Source organism: Drouetiella sp., assembly GCF_059504425.1.
Map to the genome: position 1 here is coordinate 1 of NZ_JCACIN010000120.1, position 21,974 is coordinate 21,974.

Here is a 21,974-nt window from a genome sequence, read left to right on the forward strand (position 1 = left end):
GCCAATGTAGTTGTCGCCAGTCATCTCACGATGCCTATGTAATTGTCGCGCGATACCCAACGCCGAGAAATTCTCGACTGGTTTCATCTCAATGAAAATCTCCACAAAGTGGGCGGTTCACTCAAGCGTTATGCGCCAAGCCCAAACCCTACTGTGGAAAGGACAAGTCGATGAAACCCTTGCCCTGTTTGTCAATCTCAGGCAGAAACAGGCGAAAAACTTTTGCGCCTATCTGCAAAAACATCGCCATCGGATTGTCAATTACGCTTACTACCAAGCCGAAGGCATTTGTTCGATTGGTTTCGGTGCCGTAGAGTCTGCCATTAAACAAATTGACCGTCGCATTCAGATTTCAGGGGCACAGTGGAAAGCGGACAATGTGCCTCAGGTACTTGCTCATCGTACTGCCTACCTCAACGATTTATTCTCTCTAAAAAGGTGACATGCTCCCTTTCAGATGTTGCTAGCAATAGATTTTGATATTCTCTTGTTTAAGCTCTATGCTGACATTTGCTATTCTCTGAAAGAATCTTACTTATTTTGGTATTTTGTCTCTCAATTTTGGGAACTTTGATAATAATCAATTTAAGTAAGGTGCATTCTTATGGCAAGTGCTGGTTTGAATAAGTGGATTGTCAGTGGCAATTTAGCAGCAGATGCTCAAATTAAAACAGTTGAGTTGCGAGATGGTGATACTGCTAGAGTGGCAACGGCAACGCTATATGTTCAGAAGGTACGGAACCGAGAAGAGTCTTTTATTGTCAGGCTGAGCATTTGGGAGAAGTCTTACGGATGGCGTAAACTACCATTTTTGAAGAAGGGTTCACTCATTATTTGTACAGGTAATATTGAACCTAATCCTTACATTTCTAGCAATGGTAATGTTCCAAAAGCAGGACTGGAAATGACTGTTCTAGATATCGATTTGGATATTATTCGGAATGCGGATGAGGATTTGGAAGGTGATCGCACTGCTAACAGCCTAGATGATAACATGGGATACAAACAGCAAGACGTTGAATCCATAGGAGATAAGGATTTAATATCTGCCTAGGCTGAAGAAGTCCTGTGAAAGCTCCTAGTAAGGAGCTTTCATTTTTGAAATTGTGAAGCTTGTGCTCGATTTTACCTCGCCAGATTTTAATTTGGGGGCGATCGCTGCGGACGTTTATTTGGTTGCGACTGCCTGCTTATAAGCTACCCAACCACCATAATGAGAAATATCTTCCCAGTTATGCTGTTTTACCAATTCATAAGGGTAGAGCATTGCAGTTGCAGTTTCTCCATTTTCTAGCAGAACTTCTGCGGGATACATGTTGGGAGGTTCAGTAGAAACTAGATAGTCGTACTGTTCTGGCGTGAGTTCGTAGAGTTCTCCAGGAATAGAAATTCCGTTTGTTTCGACTTGATAAATAGCAGGATGCCAGCCATCTTGGGCGGCATGCAGACGATAAAGGGGTTGGGTTTTAGTTTGCCGAATAAAAGTAGCAGACTGTAGGTTTTGATGGTCAGGTTGACCCTGCAAGGCAGAGCCGCAGATAAATACGTATGTCATAGTTGGAGTTGCCCAAAGTCTACGAGTTGAAGTATATAAACTTTACACTTTTTCCTATGCTTGCAAATACAGTCCACAAGAACCTCTTAATTCAGTGGACAGGCAGATGGGTTACCCAAAGCGACTATCTCCGCGAAAAGTGTATTGGTACACATTTTTTACCGCTGTCATTGTATACAGTATACGAATAACAAGCAAAACACCTATTTTATAGCGAATGTGCTCTTTAGTAGATCACATTGGGAATTGCCATTTGCAATACTGCTTTGATTTTGTAGATGCGTATTGTGGGGATAGATTCTAGTTTGCTGTAGCGGCAAATAGTAGATTGCTGAAGCCAGAACAAAGGCAAATGCAGCGACGGGACTCGATGAACAACCTTGATTGAGGGATGGGGTATGGAAGTTATTTCTAAGTTGGCGATCAACGGCGATCGTCTCTCTGCCAATATCAATCGCCTTGCCAAGATAGGGCGGATGCCCAATGGTGAGATTTGCCGCCTTGCTTTTACACCAGAGATTTTGCAAGCTCGATATCTGGTGCAACAGTGGATGGTAGAAGCTGGGATGACGGTTCATACAGATGCTGCGGGAAATCTGATTGGTCGATACGCAGGGCTAGCAGAAGATATGTCTGCACTGGCAACCGGATCTCATATCGATACTGTGCCTTCAGGAGGTAAGTATGATGGCGTACTGGGGGTTTTGGCAGGTATCGAAGTTGTGCGGACGTTACGAGAGAGTAAGACGCGTCTCAAGCATCCGCTGGAGGTAATTGTATTTACGGATGAAGAGAACACAATGATTGGCTGTCAGGCAATGTCGGGAACGGCAAAGCGATCGCCTGAAGATTACAAGCCTAAAGCTGAAGGCACCATTGAAACCTGTCTAGAAATTATTGGTGGCAACTGGGATGATCTAGCAGCGGCTCGGCGCACCCGTGCTGACATGGCAGCATTTGTGGAACTCCATGTGGAGCAAGGCGCGGTTTTAGAAAGTGCAGGTAAGGAAATTGGCGTGGTGCAAGGTGTTGTAGGGATGCTGCGAAAGGCAATCTCTATTGAGGGGCAAGCTAACCATGCTGGAACCACCCCAATGGATATGCGTCAAGACGCTCTGGTTGCTGCTGCTCAGGTTGTCTTAGCGGTTCAGGAAATAGCTTTGAGTATGCCTAGTCATCCGGTAGCGACCGTTGGGTTTTTGACGGTAGCTCCTAACGCGGTCAATATTGTTCCAGGTCAGGTGAATTTGACGGTGGACATGCGGGATTTGTCGCAGGACTGCCTGAGTGAAATGCTGGAGCGACTCCAGCTGGAAATTAAGACGATCGCAACTGCTACCAATACTCAAATTGAGCTAAAGCCACTTTTGTGCGTTGAGCCAACTTTGGCAGCTCCGCAGGTTCAAGCGACGATCGCTCAGGTTTCTCAGGCACTTGGATTGAGTCACATTGCTATGCCTAGCCGTGCAGGTCATGACTCATTAGAGATTGGTCGAGTGACGGATATGGGAATGATTTTTGTTCCTAGTCAGAACGGGCTGAGTCACTCTGGAGAGGAATATACGTCACCTGAACAATGCACTCAAGGAGCGAACGTTTTGCTTCACACATTGTTACAGCTTGATGAAATGTATTAGATGAAATTTATCCGAAGCTTTGATTGTTATCTTCGCATCCTTTGTGTATCTTTGCATACAATTTGTCCAGGCTAGGTCTATGTAAAGTTACAGCGTATAACTCGTGAAAGCCATAAACTCTCGATTACTTCAGGCTTCAGTTCTCTAATTCAAGCATTCAAATCATTTTGAAGTCCCCCTCACCCCATCCCTTAGATCTATGAATTCACCTGTTTCCGTTTCTTCTCCAGGCGTAATCTTGGCGCAAGAGTCAGCCGAAAGCAAAATTCAACAGGAGTTGGCTGCTCAGTCTTCTGGGGTGATACTGCGATCGGTGACGAAAAAGTACGGTTCGTTTACGGCAGTCAAGGATATTAATCTGGACATCCCGGCTGGGTCTTATACCTGCCTATTGGGGCCGAGCGGCTGTGGCAAAACTACGACTTTGCGGATGGTGGCTGGGCATGAGGATGTGACGAGCGGAGATGTTTTAATTGGCGATCGACGGGTGAATGATCTGCCGCCTGCCAAGCGCAATTCTGCCATGATGTTTCAAAGCTACGCGCTGTTTCCGCACAAATCAGTCTGGGAGAATGTGGAATTTGGTTTGAAAATGCGGAATGTGCCTCAAGCCGAGCGCAGTCAGCGGGTTAATGAAATGATCGAAATAGTGGGGTTGAGCCAGTTTGCCGATCGCAAGCCCGCTAAGCTCAGCGGCGGGCAGCAGCAGCGGGCAGCCTTAGCCAGAGCTTTGGTGACTCGCCCCCAGGTGCTACTGCTCGACGAACCCCTGAGCGCTTTGGATGAAAATCTGCGGGTAAAAACTAGAGGAGAACTGCGGCGACTGCAAAAGCAGTTTGGCATGACCTTTATTCAGGTCACTCATGGACAGGACGAAGCCTTCTCGCTGTCTGATCAAATTGTGGTAATGGACAACGGTCGCATTGATCAGATTGGAGCGCCTTCAGATATCTTCAGAACGCCAGCCTCTCGTTTTGTAGCTCGTTTCGTAGGCGACAACAACATTTTTGGCGGGCAGGTTAGTGGCGTAGCTTTGGATGAGAAAGGTGCAGTGATTCGATTGGAGGTGGAAGGGATTGGCACTTTCTTCTGTCGAGGTCAGGCTGCTGATCCGGGCATGGCGGCAGCCTGCTGTGTGCGGAGCGACTCTATGGATTTGCTCCCATATCCCCCTGCTGATTCAACGGCTCCTAACCAGCTAACGGCGAGGATTACGGCGATCGAGTTCACGGGTTACATTACGCGTGTCTCGCTGATGGTAGAAGCCACCGGACAGGAAATCACCTACAAGGTGCGTAGCTCCGAGTGGATTAACCAGGCTGTCCCTGAAGGTCAACTTGTCACGCTGACTTGGGCAGTTGAAGAGTGCGTTTTTCTGTCTCATTGATTCTTGCCTCACATTGTAATGTGACGGCTTCAGCGTTCAATTTATTCACCGATTTACAACACCCCCTATGTCTAAAATTTCCCGTCGTCAGGTGATCAGAACTGGACTAGCTGTTGGAGCGGCCTTTGCAGCCACGCGCTGTGCTTCTTCCACGCCAACAACCTCTGCACCCGGTACTCCAGGCAATCCATCTGCCAGTCCAGAAGTCAATATGGGCAAGGCTAAGGATGTCACTTTACGCCTGATTGGAACAGGTGTCTCCCAAATCAATGAAATTCGCAATAAGGCGATCGCAGATTTGGGCTTTAAGTTTGATATGCGTGCCCTCAGCACTGAGGAAAATAATCAAATTGCCATCACTCAGCCTGGGCAGTATGACATCTTTGATGGAGAATACTTTAGCCTGCCGCTGGTAGTACCCTCTGGAAATCTTCAGCCCGTAGACACCAAGAAGATTAGGGACTTTGACAAGATCGTGCCCTTCTTTACCACAGGTAAATTTGAGGGTGCAAAGATTGAGCAAGCTCAGGGCACTTCACCGATTAAGGTGATGTATGTGACGGGGCCAGATTCCAAAGAGTTTTCACCTACCCCAACTGAATGGGCAACTTTGATTCCCTTTCAGTACAATGCGGACACTTTGGGTTACCGACCCGATCTGACGGGTAAAAAGATTGAAAGCTGGGCAGAACTGTTTGAGCCGGCGTTTAAGGGCAAAACTGCAATTTTAGATATTCCTTCGATCGGCATCATGGATGCTGCCATGGTGGCAGAGGCTTCTGGGCTGATGAAGTTTGTCGATAAAGGCAACATGACGAAGGAGGAGATCGACCAAATCACCGACATTTTGAGGCAGAAGAAGCAGGAGGGTCAATTCCGTGCCTTCTGGAAAACGTTTGATGAATCGGTGAACTTAATGACTTCCGGTGAGGTGGTGCTGCAATCAATGTGGTCACCTGCTGTGACTGCGGTAAAGTCTAAGGGTCTCCAATGTGTCTACGGCCCTATGAAAGAGGGCTACCGAGCTTGGGGGGGTGGTTTAGGTCTGTCAAAGAATTTGTCGGGCATTCAGCTTGATGCGGCTTACGAATACATTAACTGGATTGTAGACGGCTGGGTGGGTGCATTCTTGGGAAGGCAGGGGTACTATAGCGCTGTTCCTGAGAATGCGCGTAAGTTTATGAAACCAGAAGAGTGGGATTTCTGGTACGAGGGCAAGCCCGCCGCAACAGATATGATTGATCCGTTTGGCAAAAAGCTGGAGTCCAAAGGCGCAGTTCGGGATGGTGGATCTTTCAAAGAACGGATGGGCAATGTGGTGGTCTGGAATTCCACGATGAAGGAGCAGAAGTATCTCGTTCAAAAGTGGAACGAATTTATTGCATCGTAATGATTTCGTAATGATTGAATGGGTGGGCATTGCCTCACCCATTCCTCTCAGCGTTCTTTGAAGCGAGTTCTTGAACAATCGCATTTCCAAAGATGAATTCTTCGCCGCAATCCTCACTGGGGGCATATGACTAGAACCTGGAAAGCCCTGCAACCTTATACCTTAGCAGCACCGCAAACGCTGGTTTTCCTGCTGTTTTTGGTATTTCCCATTCTAATGATTTTGATCGTTAGCTTTTGGGACTTTAATGGCTATGCCATGACTCCTGCTTTTACGCTGCAAAACTATATTGACATTTTCACGTCTCAGGTTTCTCTAAAAACTTATCTGAACACGTTCAAATATGTGTTCTTAGTATGGTTTTTTTGTTTGGCGATCGCTTTCCCCGTATCCTACTTCCTCGCGTTCCATATCAAGAGTCAGAAATGGCAGATCATTTTATTTTTGCTCTGTACGGTGCCATTCTGGACTTCTAACATTATTCGGATGATTTCCTGGGTACCATTTCTGGGTAAGGAAGGATTGGTAAATCAGCTGTTGATGAACCTTAACTTGGTTCAAGAACCTGTGCAATGGCTGCTGTTTTCCGATTTTGCGGTTGTGCTGGGCATGGTGCATCTTTACAACTTTTTCATGATTGGGCCTATCTTTAATAGCTTGATGCGAATCGATCGCAATCTGATTACAGCAGCAGAAGATATGGGGGCTTCGGGCTTCCAAGTCTTGAAAGAAGTGATCCTGCCGTTAGCCTCTTCAGGAATTGCGATTGGCTCCATTTTTGTAGTGACGCTGGTAATGGGCGAATTTGTGACCGTGCGCTTGATGGGGGGCGGGCAGTCGGCTTCGGTCGGTAAGCTGATTGCTACACAGATTGGTAGTTTGCAGTATCCTCTGGCAGCCGCGAATGCAGTCATTTTGCTAATAGTGACATTGATTTTGGTAGTAGGAATTTTGCGCGTTGTCGATATTCGCAAAGAACTGTAAGGCTTGGAAAATTAAGAACTTAATCGTTGAGCTGTGCGGAGCCTGGAAAAGTGCAAAAGCGATCGCTTTCTTTTTATTTATTAGCCGCATTCTTTGGGCTATTTGTTTTGTTTTTATATGGCCCTATGTTTGCCATCTTTGCTCTGTCTTTGCAGGGCGAGGAAGGGACGCTGACCTTTCCTATGCGCGGCTTTAGCTTTTATTGGCTGGGGCAAGTGTTTCAAGAGCAGCGGGTGGGCAGCTTTATCGAATCTTTCCAGCGATCGTTCATCCTGGGACTTTCAGTGGTGTTATTCTCTTTGATTGTTAGCGTTCTGGCAGGTCTGGCTTTCCGAAGTCGTTTCAAAGGTTCCAACGCCATCTTTTACCTAACGATCTCTAGCTTGATTGTGCCAAGCGTTTTGGTATCTCTAGGGATTGGTATTGTTTTTCAAGTGCTGGGTATTCAAACCGACTGGTTTACCTCTGGGTTTGGGGCGCATCTTACCTGGACTGTTCCCTTTGCTTTTTTAATTATGCTAGGGATATTTAACCGCTTTAATCCTGCTTACGAGGAGGCAGCAAAAGACCTGGGAGCCAGTGACGGTAAAACTTTCTGGGAAGTCGTGTTTCCGCTAATTCTCCCTAGCTTGATTGGGATTGGACTGCTGACGTTTACATTGTCTTACGACGAATTTACGCGTACTTCTCTGGTTTCAGGACAAGACAACACCCTGCCACTGGAGATTTTTGGAATGACGACTAACGTGACTTCACCGGCTCTGTATGCCTTGGGCACGCTAACAACGCTGTTCTCATTTGCGCTGATTGCGATCGCTTTCACCGCATTTCAGATGCTCTCTAAGCGGCAGCAGCAGTAGCCTGTAGCCTTAGCCTTAGCCTTCAATTGGACAAAAAAGCGAATCTCTTACTTTGCTGTGGAGAAGGCTCGAACGACTTAAACTAAAGCAGGCTCTGGAAGTGCGCCTTTCATTCTGCCGAAATAATCTAGCAGATTCTCTAGCTGCTGCTCGGCTTTCAACGCCCCTAACCCCCGAATCGTCACCTTTCCTGGCGTATATACAAAGCGAGATTTGAGGTGCTCTGGCAGATTTTCCTTGAGCAAATTCCAGGCTGGCTCCTCCATCGGCGTCTCCAAGAAGACATGCTGTTTGGCTTCCGGCTTGATGCGGCTAAAGCCTAGCGATTTGGCAACCTGCTTTAGCTCGATCACGCGCAAAAGCTGCTGGGCTGCCGGGGGAATAGAGCCATAACGATCGCTCCAATCTGCGGCAATTTGGGTCAGCTCTTTTTTGGACTGTGCTGAGGCAACCGCCCGGTAAGCGCTCATCTTTTGATCGAGATCGGGAATGTAGTCTGCCGGAATAAATGCCGTCAAGCTGAGGTCGATTTGCGTGTCGTCCACCTGAGGAATTTCCTGTCCACGAATTTCCTTAATTGCGTCCTCCAGCATTTCCATGTAAAGATCAAAGCCGATCGCATCCATTTGTCCAGATTGTTCTGCGCCGAGTAGATTTCCAACTCCGCGAATTTCCATATCTCGTACTGCCAGCTGATATCCAGAGCCGAGCTGCGCGAATTCCTGAATGGCTCTTAGCCTCTGCCTGGCTGTTTCTGTAAGCTGACTCTGACGCGGGTAAAACAGCCACGCGTGTGCTTGAATTCCGGCACGTCCCACCCGACCCCGCAACTGATAAAGCTGCGACAAGCCAAACTTCTGGGCATCTTCCACCAAAATCGTGTTAACGCGCGGAATATCTAGACCCGACTCAATGATCGTGGTGCAAACGAGAACCTCCGCATCGCCATTGCTGAAGGTCAGCATAGTGGATTCTAGTTCGCCCTCCTGCATTTGACCATGGGCGATCGCGATTCTTGCCGAGGGCACCATCTCCCGGATGCGGGCGGCTACTTCTTCAATGCCCTCGACGCGCGGCACCACGTAGAAAATTTGTCCGCCCCGGTCGAGTTCCTGCCGCACGGCGGTTCGCATCACCTCCAGATCATAGGGCGACAGGTGGGTTTTGATCGCCCGACGCGAAGGGGGCGGCGTGCTGATCAAGCTCATCTCTCGTACGCCAGACAGCGCCATATATAGCGTCCGAGGAATCGGGGTCGCGCTCAGCGTCAGCACATCCACCTGGGTGCGCAGGGACTTGATCTTTTCCTTCTGGTTCACGCCAAACCGCTGTTCTTCGTCCACTACCAGCAGACCTAAATCCTTAAACTGCACCCCTTTCCCCAAAAGCTGATGGGTGCCCACCACCACATCAAGTTCCCCCGTAGCAAGGCGCTGCTGAATATCTTTGCGCTCGTCGGCACTCCGAAAACGGTTGAGCAAACCCACCTGAATCGGGTAGGGGGCAAACCGCTCCTTCAGGGTGTGGTAGTGCTGCTGCGTCAAAATAGTTGTGGGAGCCAGCAGTGCCACCTGTTTCCCAGCGGTAACGGCTTTGAAAATCGCGCGAATTGCCACCTCGGTTTTGCCAAAGCCAACGTCACCGCAGACCAGCCGATCCATCGGACGCAAATCCTCCATGTCGCGCTTCACGTCTTGAACCGCCTTAAGCTGATCGGGCGTGGGCTGATAGGGGAAAGAGTCTTCTAATTCTTCCTGCCAGGGGGTGTCTTGCGGGTAGGCAAACCCTTGCTGCTGGGCACGTTGGGCGTAGAGATGCAGCAAATCCACCGCAACTTTTTTGACGGCTTTGCGCACCTTACTCTTGGTTTTTTCCCACGCCTTGCTCGACATTTTGTTGAGTTCTGGGACGCGATCGCCCACCCCCCGAAACCGCGACAGCGACCCCACTTGGTCTGCTGCCACCCGCAGCAACCCGTCGCCATATTGCAGCACTAGATACTCACGGGTTTCGTTATTAATGGTCAGGCTTTCCAGCTTTAGAAACTTCCCCACCCCGTGGCTTTTGTGCACCACATAGTCGCCTAACTGGAGCTTGTTGGGATCAACCTGCTTAGAAGCCGCCTGTCGCCGCTTGCGGATGTAGGTGGGCGTTGCCAGAGTGTGCTGCCCAAAAAACTCGCGGTCAGTCACGACCACTAGCCGGAAAGTCGGCAGAATGAAGCCCTCTAGCTCCGCCAAGCCCGAATACTTGACCGCCGTGGGAATTCGCTGCGTTTGTAGCTTGTCGATCGCCAAATAGTCGCGCGGGTTGGGCACAAACTGCGCCGGACAGTCATGCTCCTGTAGCAGAGCCACCGATCGCGAGGGCTGTGCCGACACCAGCCACACGCCAAAGCTGCGATCGCGCTCCTGCCGCAAGATTTCTGCTAATTTGCCGAACTGGTGTGGCGTAGAGGGCACCGGACGGCTGGATAGATTCAGCCCTACACCCTCCTCGGCAAGTTCTGATAAATAGAGGCGATCGAATCGTTCAACTTCTAGCAAAGAATCGGCAAAGCGGCGGTGAATTTGGGGCAGCGCTCTGCCTACCGAACCTGCCAACTCCTGCCACTGCTCATCGGCATGTTCAAACCAGCGATCGCCATGCCCTCGGCACTGTTCGGGTTCATCGATCGCCACCAGCATATTGTCTGGCAAATAGTCCAATAGCGAGGCGGGCTGCTCAAATGCAACTCCCAAAAACCGCCGCATCCCCTCAAGAGACTGTCCGGCTTGCAGACGCTCTAGCTCTTCGGCAGAGAGATAAACAGAAAGATCTTGTCCCTGCTTCGCGTCTGCTTTCAGCTGCTCCAAAATCATCGGGCTAAAATTGGTAGTGGTGAGCACTAGACGCTCTGTGCTGTCGAGCGATCGCTGCGTTGAGGGATCAAACTCGCGGATTTTGTCTAGCTCATCGCCAAATAGCTCCAGCCGCACGGGTAGCTCTGAAGCCACCGGATACACGTCAATAATGTCTCCTCGGCGGCTCCACTGCCCTTCAGTTTCTACGAGCGCCACGCGCTCGTAGCCCAAGTTGGCAAGCTGATGGCTCAAGGCTTCTAAATCAATCTCCATACCCCGATTCAGGGTGACGCAGTAGCGCCGAAATACCTCTACAGGAGGCAAATGGAGCTGCAAAGCGCGATCGGTTGTGATGATCACCAGTCCTTTGCTGTCTGCGATGCCTTCTCCTTGCAGGTCTGCAAGTACCTGTAGCTGCCCCCAAGTCATTTCTGACTCCGGATCAAAGGGTTCGTAGGGCGAAGCTTCCGAAGTCGGATAAAAATGCACCGTCTGCCAGCCCATTGCCTCAATTTGAGCCGCCCATCGTCCTGCTTCTTCTAGGGTCGCCGTCACCACCAGTAACGGGCGCTGCTGAGCCTGCGCTAGAGCCGAAGCAACTAGACCTTTAGGCAATCGGGCGATGCCGTTGAGAGTAAGCGCATGCTGCTGGCTCAGTTTGGTCAACAGTTCTGAAGTGAGGGGCGATCGCCCTAGTGACCGAGTAATTGAAGAGAAGGCCATACGCGCTAAAAACAGAGAGCCGAACACAGAAACCAAACACAGAGCCTAGAAAAAGCCTACGCGCTGCAAAACAAGTAGGTAAAGGGATGATGATACATCAAATCTGACTCTGTTTACTATTCTAGGAAGTCAAAGCATGGGTTGGGTTTCTAGCGGATTGTTTTATCTTGTTTTGGAGCTGCCGCCAGTCTGCTTAGGACAGTTGTGGTGGGGCGCGAAGCACCCCGCCACAACTGTCCCCGTCCTAAACGCTTTGGCGGTTGCTATGGCTCTAGTTCTGCTCTTTTTCAGGAAATTTCTGCATCAAAGGCGAGGGCGCAAATGCTGGACAGTAGCCATCTGGAGTCACCTTAAAGCCCAATAGAGGCGAAGCCGGATTCCAGCAGCGCTGTCCTCGGCAGTGGAGACAGTTTCCACAGCATTCTGTTTGAATATCGGGCGCGACTTCACTCTGCTGCAGTAGCTCTCGCGGAGTCAGTCCGCGTAACACCAGCTCTTCGCCTTGCCAACGGGCTTCCACCAATCCCGTATCGGCAAAGCTTTGCCAGCGCGGATCGTCCACTACAACGTTAGGTAGCGTAATGCTAACAGCCGCATTAAATTCATTGATCTCCGCTTCGTAATGAATTTCGGGAGCAGCGGGCTGCAAAAAAGTTTCGCCGATCGGCAGCTCAACCCGCGTTCCGGCTGCGGGCATATGCAGATGGTAGCGGTTTTGCAGCTCTTCCAGGCTAGTAAGGTCGCTGAGGTAGGCAGGTGAGCCGTGAACAAAAATTACGTGTTGAGGACGCAGGTTGTGAATCAGCTGAGTGGTGCTGGAACCGTCGCAGTGATCGCCCAGTAAGTAAGTTTCCAGCATTAGCTGTCCTGTCTGGAGCTGAGTTTGAAGCTCCAACGATGCCGCCAGCTTTTGGGCGATCGCCGCCTCTATCGAACCAATGCGTCCTGGTTGCTGAGGAACCAGTATCAGCCAAGGCTGAGTTGTAGAGTGGGGAGTAGATTGAAAATATTGACTCAGGTCAACGCTTTTATCAGTCAACACAATGCAGGGCGAATGCTCTAGCAAAGCCCGTTTCTCTTCTGGGCTAACGCCTATTGGAAACTGCCGAACTCGCGGGCGAATCCGCTCATCCCAAAAGAGCGGCTGATGTCGAGCAAAGTTTTGTACGGTGGTCGGGAAATGGCTCAGCATATCTAGGTAAGCATTGCAGCCGATCGCTACGCTGCCATCTACCCAGATATTCAAATCGCGTCCCGTAAAGTGATGATGGCTGCGGAGCAGCATGAGCAGCTCCTGTCCTAGCCCCAGAGCTGGGGTGGGCAAGAGAACAGACTGACGATCGGCTACCGCTCGGTGGATTCTTTCGGCAAGCTGGTTTTCCTGCTGGCGGCGGTGGGGAAACCGAGCCGTGCCATAGCTGCCTTCTACAATTAGCACATCGGGCTTGATGCCCCGCAGATCTTCTAGCGGTAGCCCATCTACTAGGCGCGAGTTTGACAGTAAAAAGTCCCCAGTGTAGAACACTTTGTAGGAGCGCTCTTTGGTGGTGTAGGTCAGCAGCATTGCCGCCGCTCCGGGTAGATGCCCTGACGGAAACAGCTCGGCGCTTAACCCCTCTCGAAATTCCATAGGCGATCGCCAGGGCAAAGCCTGACAGGCTGTTGCCTTGTTGCGATCGAGAGACAGCAAATGGGTTGTTACCTCGCTGGCATAGATGGGCATCTGCGGAAAAGCTTTGTGCAGTGCCGATAAGCCTCTAGCATGGTCCGAATGCGCATGGGTGCAGAGAGCCAGGTCAATCGGCGAAGACTTTTCCAATCCTGCAATCAGGGGCTGAATATTGCTGAGTCCACAATCCAACAAGATGCGGTGAGAACCCATCCGTACCAGCAGACAGACTCCCTCATCGGCATGACCTACACCCAGTGGCAAGCATTCCAGCAGTTCCATGACTTACCCTCATTACTTGCCCCGTAACCTGCTCTGCCCCCGTAACCTTCTAGTGCGCAGAGCCATTCCCGTGGTAGTTATCGGTGTCGTAGAAGCCGTTGCGCGTGCCGAAAAAGAGGCAAGCAATCGTAAAAATAGGAGTCAGAGCCAACAAAATTAATTTGACATCCATAGACTTTTTAGTACCTCTATTATTCAAGTCGGGCGTTCAAGCTAGCAATGTCTTCATGCCATTTCATGTCTCAGCTCATTATGAGGGAAAAACAGGCTGCATGGTTTAACTACGTGCCAATTCTTTAGAAAAATCCATTCCAAAGATAGAGTCGAAAGCATTAAAACATCAAATAATCTCAGGATAATCAATCTCAAATAATCAGGTGATGATCCATAGCGAAGCGAACCAGTTCGGCTCGATTGTTAGTTCCTGTCTTACGAAATAAGCTGCTGACATATTTTTCTACTGTCCTCGAACTTAGATGAAGACGATCGCCAATCTGAGCATTCGACAGTCCTTCTGCCAGTAAGGTCAATGCCTCCTGCTCTCGCTGTGTCAAGCCTATTTTGGGTAAGACAGAGGATCTAGGAACCTGTGGGATGGCTTCACCGTCCGTGATTCCAGCGCTGATGGGGGCGGGTTTGAGGTGCGATCTCCATTCAGCTTGGATCAGCTGCGATCGTTCTAGTAAGTTCCGAATTACTGCCCCAAGCTCTTCTAGCTCAAAAGGTTTAGGTAAGTAGAGATCGCACCCCAGCTGATAGCCTCGAATTCGCTCATCGGTGCTAGTTCGAGCCGTCAAAAAGATCACGGGCAGCAGCCGAAACGCAGTCTGGAGTCGTACTTGCCGCATTAGCTCATAGCCGTCCATTCCCGGCATCGTGATATCCGTCACAATCAGATGCGGCTTACATTGCTCGATCATCTCTAACGCCCTACGACCATCTTCAGCCGTGACCACCCAATATCCAGAAAATTCTAGATAGTCGCTAATTGCCAGCCGAGTGCCTAGATCGTCGTCAGCGACCAGAATAGTTAGAGGCATGGGATACAGAGATAAGACAGTATATTCACTCTACGCATTCATAGCTGCAAACTTAAAGTTAGCGCAAGCCTAGCTTCAGTTCAAACTCACCTGTCCAAACTCACCTGTCCAAACCCACCCGTTCAGACTCAAATGGCTCTTACATTAAATTAAGTTGAAAATCAATGGACAGGCAAGAAACTGACACATTTAATTCGACTTCTATCAATGCCAGCCCACAGAATGAACCTGAGATGGCTAATATACGATAACCGAACAAAAATTTAAAATTCTTTATAAGAAGTGTCCACGTGATACTATCTGTGTGGCTTTTGACGGTCTGTTCTGATGATTCAGTCCGTTCTTAGATTTGAAAGTGCTTTGTTGATTTGATTTGCGTGGTGTAGGAGACAGCAGGAGTGCAAGAAAACTTATCTGTTGGGTTGAGTGGGCAGACAACCGGACATCGCCATGCTATGGAGCCAATCCGGATTGGTGTGATTGGTGTTGGCAATATGGGACAGCACCATACTAGGGTTCTTAGCTTGCTCAAGGATGTGGAGCTAGTTGGCGTTTCTGATATCAATGTTGAGAGGGGTATAGATACTGCAAGCAAGTATCGAGTTCGCTTTTTTGAAGACTATCGCGATTTGCTCAAACACGTAGATGCTGTCTGTGTGGCTGTGCCGACTCGCCTCCATCACAGTGTGGGCATGACCTGTTTGCAGGCTGGCGTACATGTGCTGATTGAAAAACCGATCGCGGCTAGCATTGCCGAAGCCGAGTCTTTGGTCAATGCCGCTGCTGAGTCTCACTGTATTTTGCAAGTTGGGCACATTGAGCGGTTTAACCCTGCCTTCCAAGAGCTGAGTAAAGTTCTCAAGACCGAAGAGATTTTGGCGTTGGAAGCTCATCGGATGAGTCCTTACTCCGATCGCGCTAACGATGTTTCAGTCGTGCTGGACTTGATGATTCACGATATTGACCTGATGCTAGAGATCGCTGGCTCTCCGGTCAATAAGCTCACAGCTAGCGGCAGCAGAGCTGCCAACTCAGGCTATTTAGATTACGTCACCGCCACGCTAGGATTTGCTAACGGAATTGTTGCGACCTTAACCGCTAGCAAAGTCACTCATCGCAAGATCCGCCGAATTTCTGCCCACTGCAAAAATTCCTTAACGGAAGCCAATTTCCTTAACAATGAAATCTTGATCCATCGCCAAACTACTGCCAACTACCGCACAGATTACGGTCAGGTTTTATACCGTCAAGATGGCTTGATCGAGAAGGTTTACACTAGCAACATTGAGCCACTTCATGCAGAGCTAGAACACTTCGTCAACTGTGTTCGGGGGGGGAACCAGCCTTCGGTTGGCGGTGAACAGGCGCTTAAGGCACTGCGGCTTGCAAGTCTGATCGAGCAGATGGCGCTAGACGGTCAGGTTTGGCAATCTACTGATTCAGAAATTGTTCATCCTGCCCTTGCTCCTACCTCTCCCAGAATTGCGGTCTAGCTGAGGGCTTAACCCAGCTTATATTCTGAAGCTTGTGTTCTAAAAGAAGAGGCGATCGCTCGATCGCCTCTTCTTTTTACGGGTAGTGGTGTTCATGTATATAGCGCTACGCGCTTAGATCCAAGGAGTTATTTTTTAAGAGCGCAGCTCTCAAAAAATAACTCCCCCTAACTCAATTACGTAATGCTATGGCAACCGCCTAGGCAAACTTGCGACAGCTGTATTTTTAGTAGAGGCGGCTCAAGACATAGTCAGCTAGTTCAATTAACGCATCACGAGGCTGGGAAGGGGGCAGATCAACCAGATTTTCTACAGCCTGCTTGGCATGGTGGGCTGCTAGTTCACGAGAGCGATCAATCCCCCGACTATCTTTCACTAAACCGATCGCCTGCTCTAGGTCTTCATCCTGAGCAAACTCTCGCTCAATCAGGGTTTCCAGGTAGGGCTTTTCTTCTAGCGCATACAGAACTGGAGCGGTCAAATTGCCGCTCTTGAGATCTGATGCGGCTGGCTTGCCCAGTGAATCGCTGGAGCCAGTAAAGTCGAGGATGTCATCCACAATCTGAAATGCCAAACCGATGTGGCGACCATAGCTGTACAGGCCAGTTGCCATTTCAGTCGAAACGCCGCTCAATATACCCGCCGCCTTCGCGCTATTGGCAATCAGGGAGGCCGTCTTGTTGTAACTTTTTTCTAAGTAGGATTCGATCGTCAAGCTAGTATCAAATCGATTTAAGCCTTGCTGAATTTCTCCTTCAGCTAGATTCATAATCACCTCAGACAGCAGCTTCACAACGGCAAGATTGTCAAGATTGGCTAGATACCAAGACGACTGGGCAAACAGGAAATCCCCAGCTAATACAGCTATTCGGTTGCCAAAACTACTGTGAACGGTAGGAACTCCCCGACGCACCTCTGAGTCATCAATAACATCGTCATGCACCAAGCTAGCCGTGTGAATCATTTCAGTGATTTCTGCCAGCCGCCGATGCTTAGGTGTAATATCTTCGTCAGGCATGGTCGCTCTGGAAATCAGGAGGACGATCGCTGGTCTCAACCGCTTTCCTCCCGCCCCAAAAAGATGCTCTGCGGCGGCATAAAGAATCGGATGTCGGGCACCCACCAACTGTTTCAGGTTCTCGGCAAGGAGATGCAAATCTGCTTCAACCGGGGAGAAAAGGGAGATGGCTGAGGTCATGGATAGGCTGACTCTTGCGCTAGGTTACGAAATTTTACATTATCTTACACTTATTCTAAGCTAACGCTTCCGCATCTGCTGCGTTGCAAATTTCTATTCCTCAATAAATATTAGTTAGCGATCCCCTGGAAATTTTGTTAAGTCTTTCATCAAACTCTCTCAGAAAGCTGGGAAGACTGTGTTAGCCTAGTATGTAAGGATTTCAAAATTTCATACATCTAGCAAAAGCCAAGGTAAAGACCTGTCTCCTTTGATCTAAGAGTCGATCTCTCAGATTGCATTTCAGGTGAGTGTCTGAGCCATGATTTCTGTCTAGCTGCGCGATGTTTTCACGGCTTTTCCCAAGGCTGCTGACAATGCGCAATCAGAATGCCTAGAACTTCTTGCTCCAAGAGGTCGAAAATGCCTTTTAGGAGAAGAACTATGCTATTTGATGTAAGCTGAGCTTCCCATTAGAGGATAGTTCAGATCACCAGTGGCGGCTTTATGCTTCTGCGAGTTTTGATATTGCTTTTATTCTTCTATATCTAATTTCTATGCCGTGCCATGACTTACGATTCTATACCTCTCATTATTCCGATTCTGGCTACGGGTTATGTCCTGGCGGTATATGTGCTGCTCAGATTGGCTGAGCGTTCTGGTGCCTAGATTTCCTCCTCTGAAAAGCTATCAGGAAAGCGATCGCGCTTGTTTATCTACTTTAATTTGTTATCTGTTTTGATCTATTTAGTCTGATACCGTTTCAAATTCTAAACAGGGCAGATATTTTTTGAGAGCCGTGCTCCGCACGGCTCTCAAAAAATATCTGTCTTATAACCAGCTCAAATGGGTATGGCTTATTCGACTTAAGACGTGAAAAACCAAAAAGAGCGCTGTCCTTGGGGGCAACGCTCTTTTTCTTACTGAGGATCAGTAGATCGCAAATTAGGTCTTTGTGCGCGCGGAGCGCCTTTGAAATCTAGCTTTTAGGAGAAATAGGAAGACTTTGCGATCTACTGAGGATTTAGGGAAAGTTGCTACTCGGCGAGTTCCAGCGATCGCATCTGGCGAGACACTTCCGCTATATCTACCCGTTTGACCATGGGCGTACAGCCTAGCCACTGTACCGAGAGTCGGGCAAAGGTTTCTGGACAACCGCTGACATAAAACTGGGTCGGCAGAGCCACACGGGCATTTTGTAAGCCTAGCAACTCTAACTCTTGCGCCGCTGCCCTAATCACATGGATCGCCGGATCGACTAGGCAGACCGATCGCGGCAAAATAGCCTTCAGCACTGGAGCCAAGTGGGGATAATGGGTGCAGCCATAGATCAACGTGTCAATTTGCTGCTCAATTAATGGAGCGAGATACTCCTGCGCCACCTGGAACGTGTAGGGATCATGAATGCGATTGTGTTCAATCAGAGGCACAAACTCTGGACAGCCCACTTGCCATACCTGAACCTGGGAATCAATTTCCTGAATGGCTTTTCGGTAGGCATTGCTAGCTGCCGTAGCGGCTGTGGCGATCACCCCAATTCTTCTGCCCTTCTGCACTGCGGCGCGAGCACCGGGTAAAATCACGCCCAATATGGGGATATCAAACTCAGAGCGTACGGTTTCCAATGCCAAAGCCGAGCTGGTGTTGCACGCCATAATCACCATTTTTACCCCCTGCTGAGTCATCCAAAACAGGATCTCTCGCACATACTGGAGGATTTCGGCAGGCGATCGCATTCCATAAGGCAACCGCGCTGTGTCTCCAAAGTACACAACCGACTCCTGAGGCAGCTGACGGTATAGCTCTCTCAGCACGGTTAGCCCCCCAACCCCACTATCAAATAGCCCAATACGATCGCGAGCTTCTGATCCTGCAACCTGGGGCAAAGTTACAGGATGAGGGTTCATAGGATTTGAGTTTGTTGCTAAAGAAGGGGGGCGATCGATCTGAGAACCGCTGGGTAAAAAGTTGGACACCGAAATTTTCATCAATTCATTAAGGATTTGAAAAATTGTAGGCTTTGTAGAAATCTAGTCAAGGCTCACATCTGTTCCCAAGATCGTGTCTTCAAGATATGGCTTCCTAGGGCATTTTTGTGGGCGCTCTGCGCGCCCACAAAAATGCCCCTGTCCTAACGCTTGTGTTTGTAGTAGCCATATAAATCCAAGATTGATAGAGGCATGGGCAAATCTTGACTGTCGATATACTACTCAGATTTTGGCAATGATTCCAGATTTTCTGAATTTTCTGAATCTGAAGCCAATTGAAACACGATTCGCAGCAGAGGCGGAGCCAGAAAAGTTGTCAGAATCACCATGACAATGATGGCGGCATTCAGAGAGTTGGATAGAATCCCTGTTGCCGCACCCACGCCTGCAAACACCAGACCTACCTCACCTCGCGGAATCATGCCGATGCCGATCGCCCATCGATTCACGCTTTCTTCCCCAGAGATGGTAGCTCCCGTAACGAGCTTGCCTAGCACTGCCACTACGACCAAGAACAGCGCAATGATCAGCCCTTCTCGATTGGCAGGATTGATGGGATTGAGAACGCTAACATCAGTTTTGGCACCGACCACCACAAAAAAGATCGGCACCAGCATATCGGCAATTGGCGCTATCTGCTCCTCTAGCTCCTTACGTTTCTCGGTTTCTGCTAGAACTAAACCTGCCGCAAATGCGCCCAGAATTGCCTCCAGATGAATAGCTGCACCAATATATGCCAAGGTAAATGCAAAAATCAGTGAAGCGAGCAAAAGCTGCCCCCGCGTCTGCATTCCCTCGACTAGAGCCACAAAATAGGGGCTGAGCAGCCGACCCACCAGAATGGTGCCGATGAGAAATACTGATGCACTAACAATGAGATAAAGGATGTTGCTGATGCGAATTTCGCCTGTTTTTGCCAGACTGGCGACCACTGCCAAAATAATGATGCCTAAAATATCGTCCAGCACTGCCGCGCCAATGATAATTTGCCCCTCTTTAGAGCTGAGCTGCCCGATTTCGGCGAGAACCTTCGCCGTGATGCCGATGCTGGTTGCCGTCAGGGCTGCCCCAGCAAAAATGGCTGGAACAACTGCTACCCCAAAGATCGTAATTAGCCCAGTAGTACCCAAAGCAAAGGGAACCGCGACCCCGACAACAGCCACGATCGCGGCTTGAGGCCCAACTCGTATTAGCTCTTTCAGGTCGGATTCTAAGCCAATCTCAAAGAGCAGGATAATGACTCCCAGTTCTGATAAGACTGAGATGACTTCGCTAATTGAGCCTGCGACGCTTTGAACCGACTGCGACTCTAGTCCTGCCGTAACCTGCAACAGATCAAGAATCAGAGAATGAAAACCCTGCTGACCATCGGGAAATATCAGTAAATTTAGGGCGGAAATGCCGACGATTACTCCTGCCGTTAGCTCTCCCAGCACAGGCGGCAAATTGACGCGAATACACAGCTCTCCAACCAATTTGGCAGCCAAATAAACGACAATCAGGCTGATTAAAACCCCCGACAGAACAAGTGGTGCCTCTGCGGCAGTCTCGATCGCCTCAGCGACTTCGGCTGCCAGCAAAGGAGCATTCGGGGGATTAGCGAGATTAGTCAGAGATGCAAAGGCAGTTGTCCAAACTAAGAGATCAACCATGCGTATTCCAAACTCGTCCTGTCCAATGTACAGGTTTCCTTACGAACAGGGGAGTAGCTTTTTATGCGAAACCTGCTTTTTGTGCAAAATCGAAAGCCTGCTGTCGTTGTATGGCTGTATTCGCAGCGGTTAGGACGGGAGGACATTTAGGGTGGGGCGCTTAGCGCCCCACCCTAAATGTCCTGAGCAAACTGGCGACAGCTATAGCAGCATTAGAGAAACACCCGGTGCTGCAAGGAGGGCATTTGGCGGCGCACTTGCTCTAGCCGTACTGGCTCGATCGCAGCGATCGCCACTCCAGGTTTTTCTCCTGCGTCCGCTAAAATAAGGCCCCAGGGATCGATGATGACCGCATGACCATGAGACTGACGCACTGCATTGTGTCGTCCGGTTTGAGCTGGGGCAATCATGTAGCAAGTATTTTCGATCGCTCTGGCTTGCAGCAACACTTGCCAGTGGTCTTTTCCGGTATATGCCGTGAATGCAGCCGGGACAATTAGCACCTCTGCGCCCATGTGCGATAGGCTGCGGTAAAGCTCTGGAAAGCGCACGTCATAGCAGACAGACAGCCCCAAGCTGCCCAAAGTTTTAGAGTGATAGACGACGGGGAGCTGAGTGCCTGCTAGGACGCTCTGAGACTCTTGGTAGGTGTTACCATCGGGCAAGTTCACGTCAAACAAATGCACTTTCTCGTAGCGAACTAGCTCCTCGCCCTCTGAACCAACCAAAACCGCTGTGTTGTAGACTTTTCCATTGCTGGTGGGCACCGGAAAGCCGCCTCCCAGAAGCGTAATTTGATACTTCTGTGCCATAGTCTTCAGGAATTTTTCGCTGGCTTGCGCGATCGTCTCGGCTTGCGCCAATTTGGCTTGCTCGTCTCCCAAAAAAGAGAAGTTTTCTGGCAGGCATACCAACTCGGCACCTTGTCGGACTGCAAGGTCAATCAGATCTTCTGCCTGAGCCAGATTTTTACTCAAATCCGGCAGACTATTCATTTGTACGGCAGCAGCGCGGTAAGACTTCATGGCAAGAGTAATGTAGCTGGGAATAGACGTAACTCAGAATCGCACAGTTTGGATATCTTTTGGAATCCTTAAGTTTAGGCTCTTGTCAAATCAAGGTGGAATTACAGGCAATTCGGTGCGCTCCTGACCAGAACAGCCTTCTGAGGCTCAAGTCCCTGAGGAACATGGATTTAACAAGATGTAATTCTTGGGGTAGGGGCTTAGCTAAGCCCCTGTAGCAGATCGGTTGCACAGGTTACTTTAATTCCCGATCCTGAGAGTTGCAGCTC

The 21,974-nt window shown here is 49.4% G+C and carries 16 protein-coding genes and 1 pseudogene; 8 read left to right on the plus strand and 9 right to left on the minus strand.

Annotation, left to right across the window (positions count from 1 at the left end; all coding sequences use genetic code 11):
* Positions 1-57: 57 nt before the first annotated feature.
* Both AC5JMP_RS26535 and AC5JMP_RS26540 read left to right on the plus strand, forming a co-directional pair.
* Positions 58-442 (plus strand): annotated as a pseudogene (locus AC5JMP_RS26535) (ISKra4 family transposase); the annotation flags it as partial.
* A 162-nt stretch (positions 443-604) separates the two neighbouring features.
* Positions 605-1,054 carry a single stranded DNA-binding domain-containing protein gene (locus AC5JMP_RS26540; RefSeq protein WP_495854516.1) on the plus strand — a complete coding sequence of 150 codons (450 nt, stop codon included), beginning with the start codon at positions 605-607 and terminating at the stop codon, positions 1,052-1,054.
* Positions 1,055-1,168: 114 nt separating this feature from the next.
* On the opposite strand, the gene AC5JMP_RS26545 is transcribed toward AC5JMP_RS26540, so the two are convergent.
* Positions 1,169-1,555: an allophanate hydrolase-related protein gene (locus AC5JMP_RS26545; RefSeq protein ID WP_495854517.1), complete on the minus strand. Its 387-nt coding sequence runs from the start codon at positions 1,553-1,555 to the stop codon at positions 1,169-1,171.
* Positions 1,556-1,953: 398 nt separating this feature from the next.
* On the opposite strand from AC5JMP_RS26545, the gene AC5JMP_RS26550 reads away from it, so the two are divergent.
* From AC5JMP_RS26550 to AC5JMP_RS26570, 5 genes are all read left to right on the plus strand, one after another.
* Positions 1,954-3,192 (plus strand): Zn-dependent hydrolase, encoded by a 1,239-nt coding sequence (locus AC5JMP_RS26550; RefSeq protein ID WP_495854518.1) that lies wholly within the window; start codon positions 1,954-1,956, stop codon positions 3,190-3,192.
* A 199-nt stretch (positions 3,193-3,391) separates the two neighbouring features.
* Positions 3,392-4,579: an ABC transporter ATP-binding protein gene (locus AC5JMP_RS26555; RefSeq protein ID WP_495854519.1), complete on the plus strand. Its 1,188-nt coding sequence runs from the start codon at positions 3,392-3,394 to the stop codon at positions 4,577-4,579.
* A gap of 67 nt (positions 4,580-4,646) precedes the next feature.
* Positions 4,647-5,969 carry an ABC transporter substrate-binding protein gene (locus tag AC5JMP_RS26560; RefSeq protein WP_495854520.1) on the plus strand — a complete coding sequence of 441 codons (1,323 nt, stop codon included), beginning with the start codon at positions 4,647-4,649 and terminating at the stop codon, positions 5,967-5,969.
* A 126-nt stretch (positions 5,970-6,095) separates the two neighbouring features.
* Positions 6,096-6,953: an ABC transporter permease gene (locus AC5JMP_RS26565; RefSeq protein WP_495854521.1), complete on the plus strand. Its 858-nt coding sequence runs from the start codon at positions 6,096-6,098 to the stop codon at positions 6,951-6,953.
* 50 nt (positions 6,954-7,003) lie between these two features.
* Positions 7,004-7,813, plus strand: coding sequence for an ABC transporter permease (locus AC5JMP_RS26570; protein WP_495854605.1), 810 nt, complete (start codon positions 7,004-7,006; stop codon positions 7,811-7,813).
* 77 nt (positions 7,814-7,890) lie between these two features.
* Here AC5JMP_RS26570 and mfd read toward each other — a convergent pair whose 3' ends face one another.
* The 4 genes from mfd to AC5JMP_RS26590 all read right to left on the minus strand — a co-directional run bounded on the left by mfd (position 7,891) and on the right by AC5JMP_RS26590 (position 14,370).
* Positions 7,891-11,379, minus strand: a complete 3,489-nt coding sequence (gene mfd, locus AC5JMP_RS26575) for a transcription-repair coupling factor (protein WP_495854522.1) — start codon at positions 11,377-11,379, stop codon at positions 7,891-7,893.
* Positions 11,380-11,650: 271 nt separating this feature from the next.
* The gene (locus AC5JMP_RS26580) at positions 11,651-13,330 is read right to left on the minus strand and encodes an MBL fold metallo-hydrolase (RefSeq protein ID WP_495854523.1); all 1,680 of its coding nucleotides are present in this window, start codon (positions 13,328-13,330) and stop codon (positions 11,651-11,653) included.
* Positions 13,331-13,379: 49 nt separating this feature from the next.
* On the minus strand, positions 13,380-13,502 hold the full coding sequence (locus tag AC5JMP_RS26585) for a DUF8629 family protein (RefSeq protein WP_495854524.1): 123 nt from the start codon (positions 13,500-13,502) through the stop codon (positions 13,380-13,382).
* Between the two features lie 193 nt (positions 13,503-13,695).
* A complete protein-coding gene (locus AC5JMP_RS26590) occupies positions 13,696-14,370 on the minus strand; it encodes a response regulator transcription factor (protein ID WP_495854525.1) in 675 nt (224 codons plus the stop codon).
* 455 nt (positions 14,371-14,825) lie between these two features.
* Between AC5JMP_RS26590 and AC5JMP_RS26595 the strand changes: the two genes are divergently transcribed.
* On the plus strand, positions 14,826-15,863 hold the full coding sequence (locus tag AC5JMP_RS26595) for a Gfo/Idh/MocA family oxidoreductase (protein WP_495854606.1): 1,038 nt from the start codon (positions 14,826-14,828) through the stop codon (positions 15,861-15,863).
* A 226-nt stretch (positions 15,864-16,089) separates the two neighbouring features.
* On the opposite strand, the gene sds is transcribed toward AC5JMP_RS26595, so the two are convergent.
* From sds to AC5JMP_RS26615, 4 genes are all read right to left on the minus strand, one after another.
* Entirely contained in the window at positions 16,090-17,061 is a 972-nt protein-coding gene (gene sds / locus AC5JMP_RS26600) for a solanesyl diphosphate synthase (protein WP_495854526.1), read from the minus strand.
* Between the two features lie 1,016 nt (positions 17,062-18,077).
* Positions 18,078-18,947, minus strand: coding sequence for a glutamate racemase (murI, locus tag AC5JMP_RS26605; RefSeq protein WP_495854607.1), 870 nt, complete (start codon positions 18,945-18,947; stop codon positions 18,078-18,080).
* A 299-nt stretch (positions 18,948-19,246) separates the two neighbouring features.
* Positions 19,247-20,680 (minus strand): cation:proton antiporter, encoded by a 1,434-nt coding sequence (locus tag AC5JMP_RS26610; protein ID WP_495854527.1) that lies wholly within the window; start codon positions 20,678-20,680, stop codon positions 19,247-19,249.
* A gap of 212 nt (positions 20,681-20,892) precedes the next feature.
* Positions 20,893-21,705, minus strand: a complete 813-nt coding sequence (locus AC5JMP_RS26615) for a carbon-nitrogen hydrolase family protein (protein ID WP_495854528.1) — start codon at positions 21,703-21,705, stop codon at positions 20,893-20,895.
* Between the last annotated feature and the right edge of the window lie 269 nt (positions 21,706-21,974).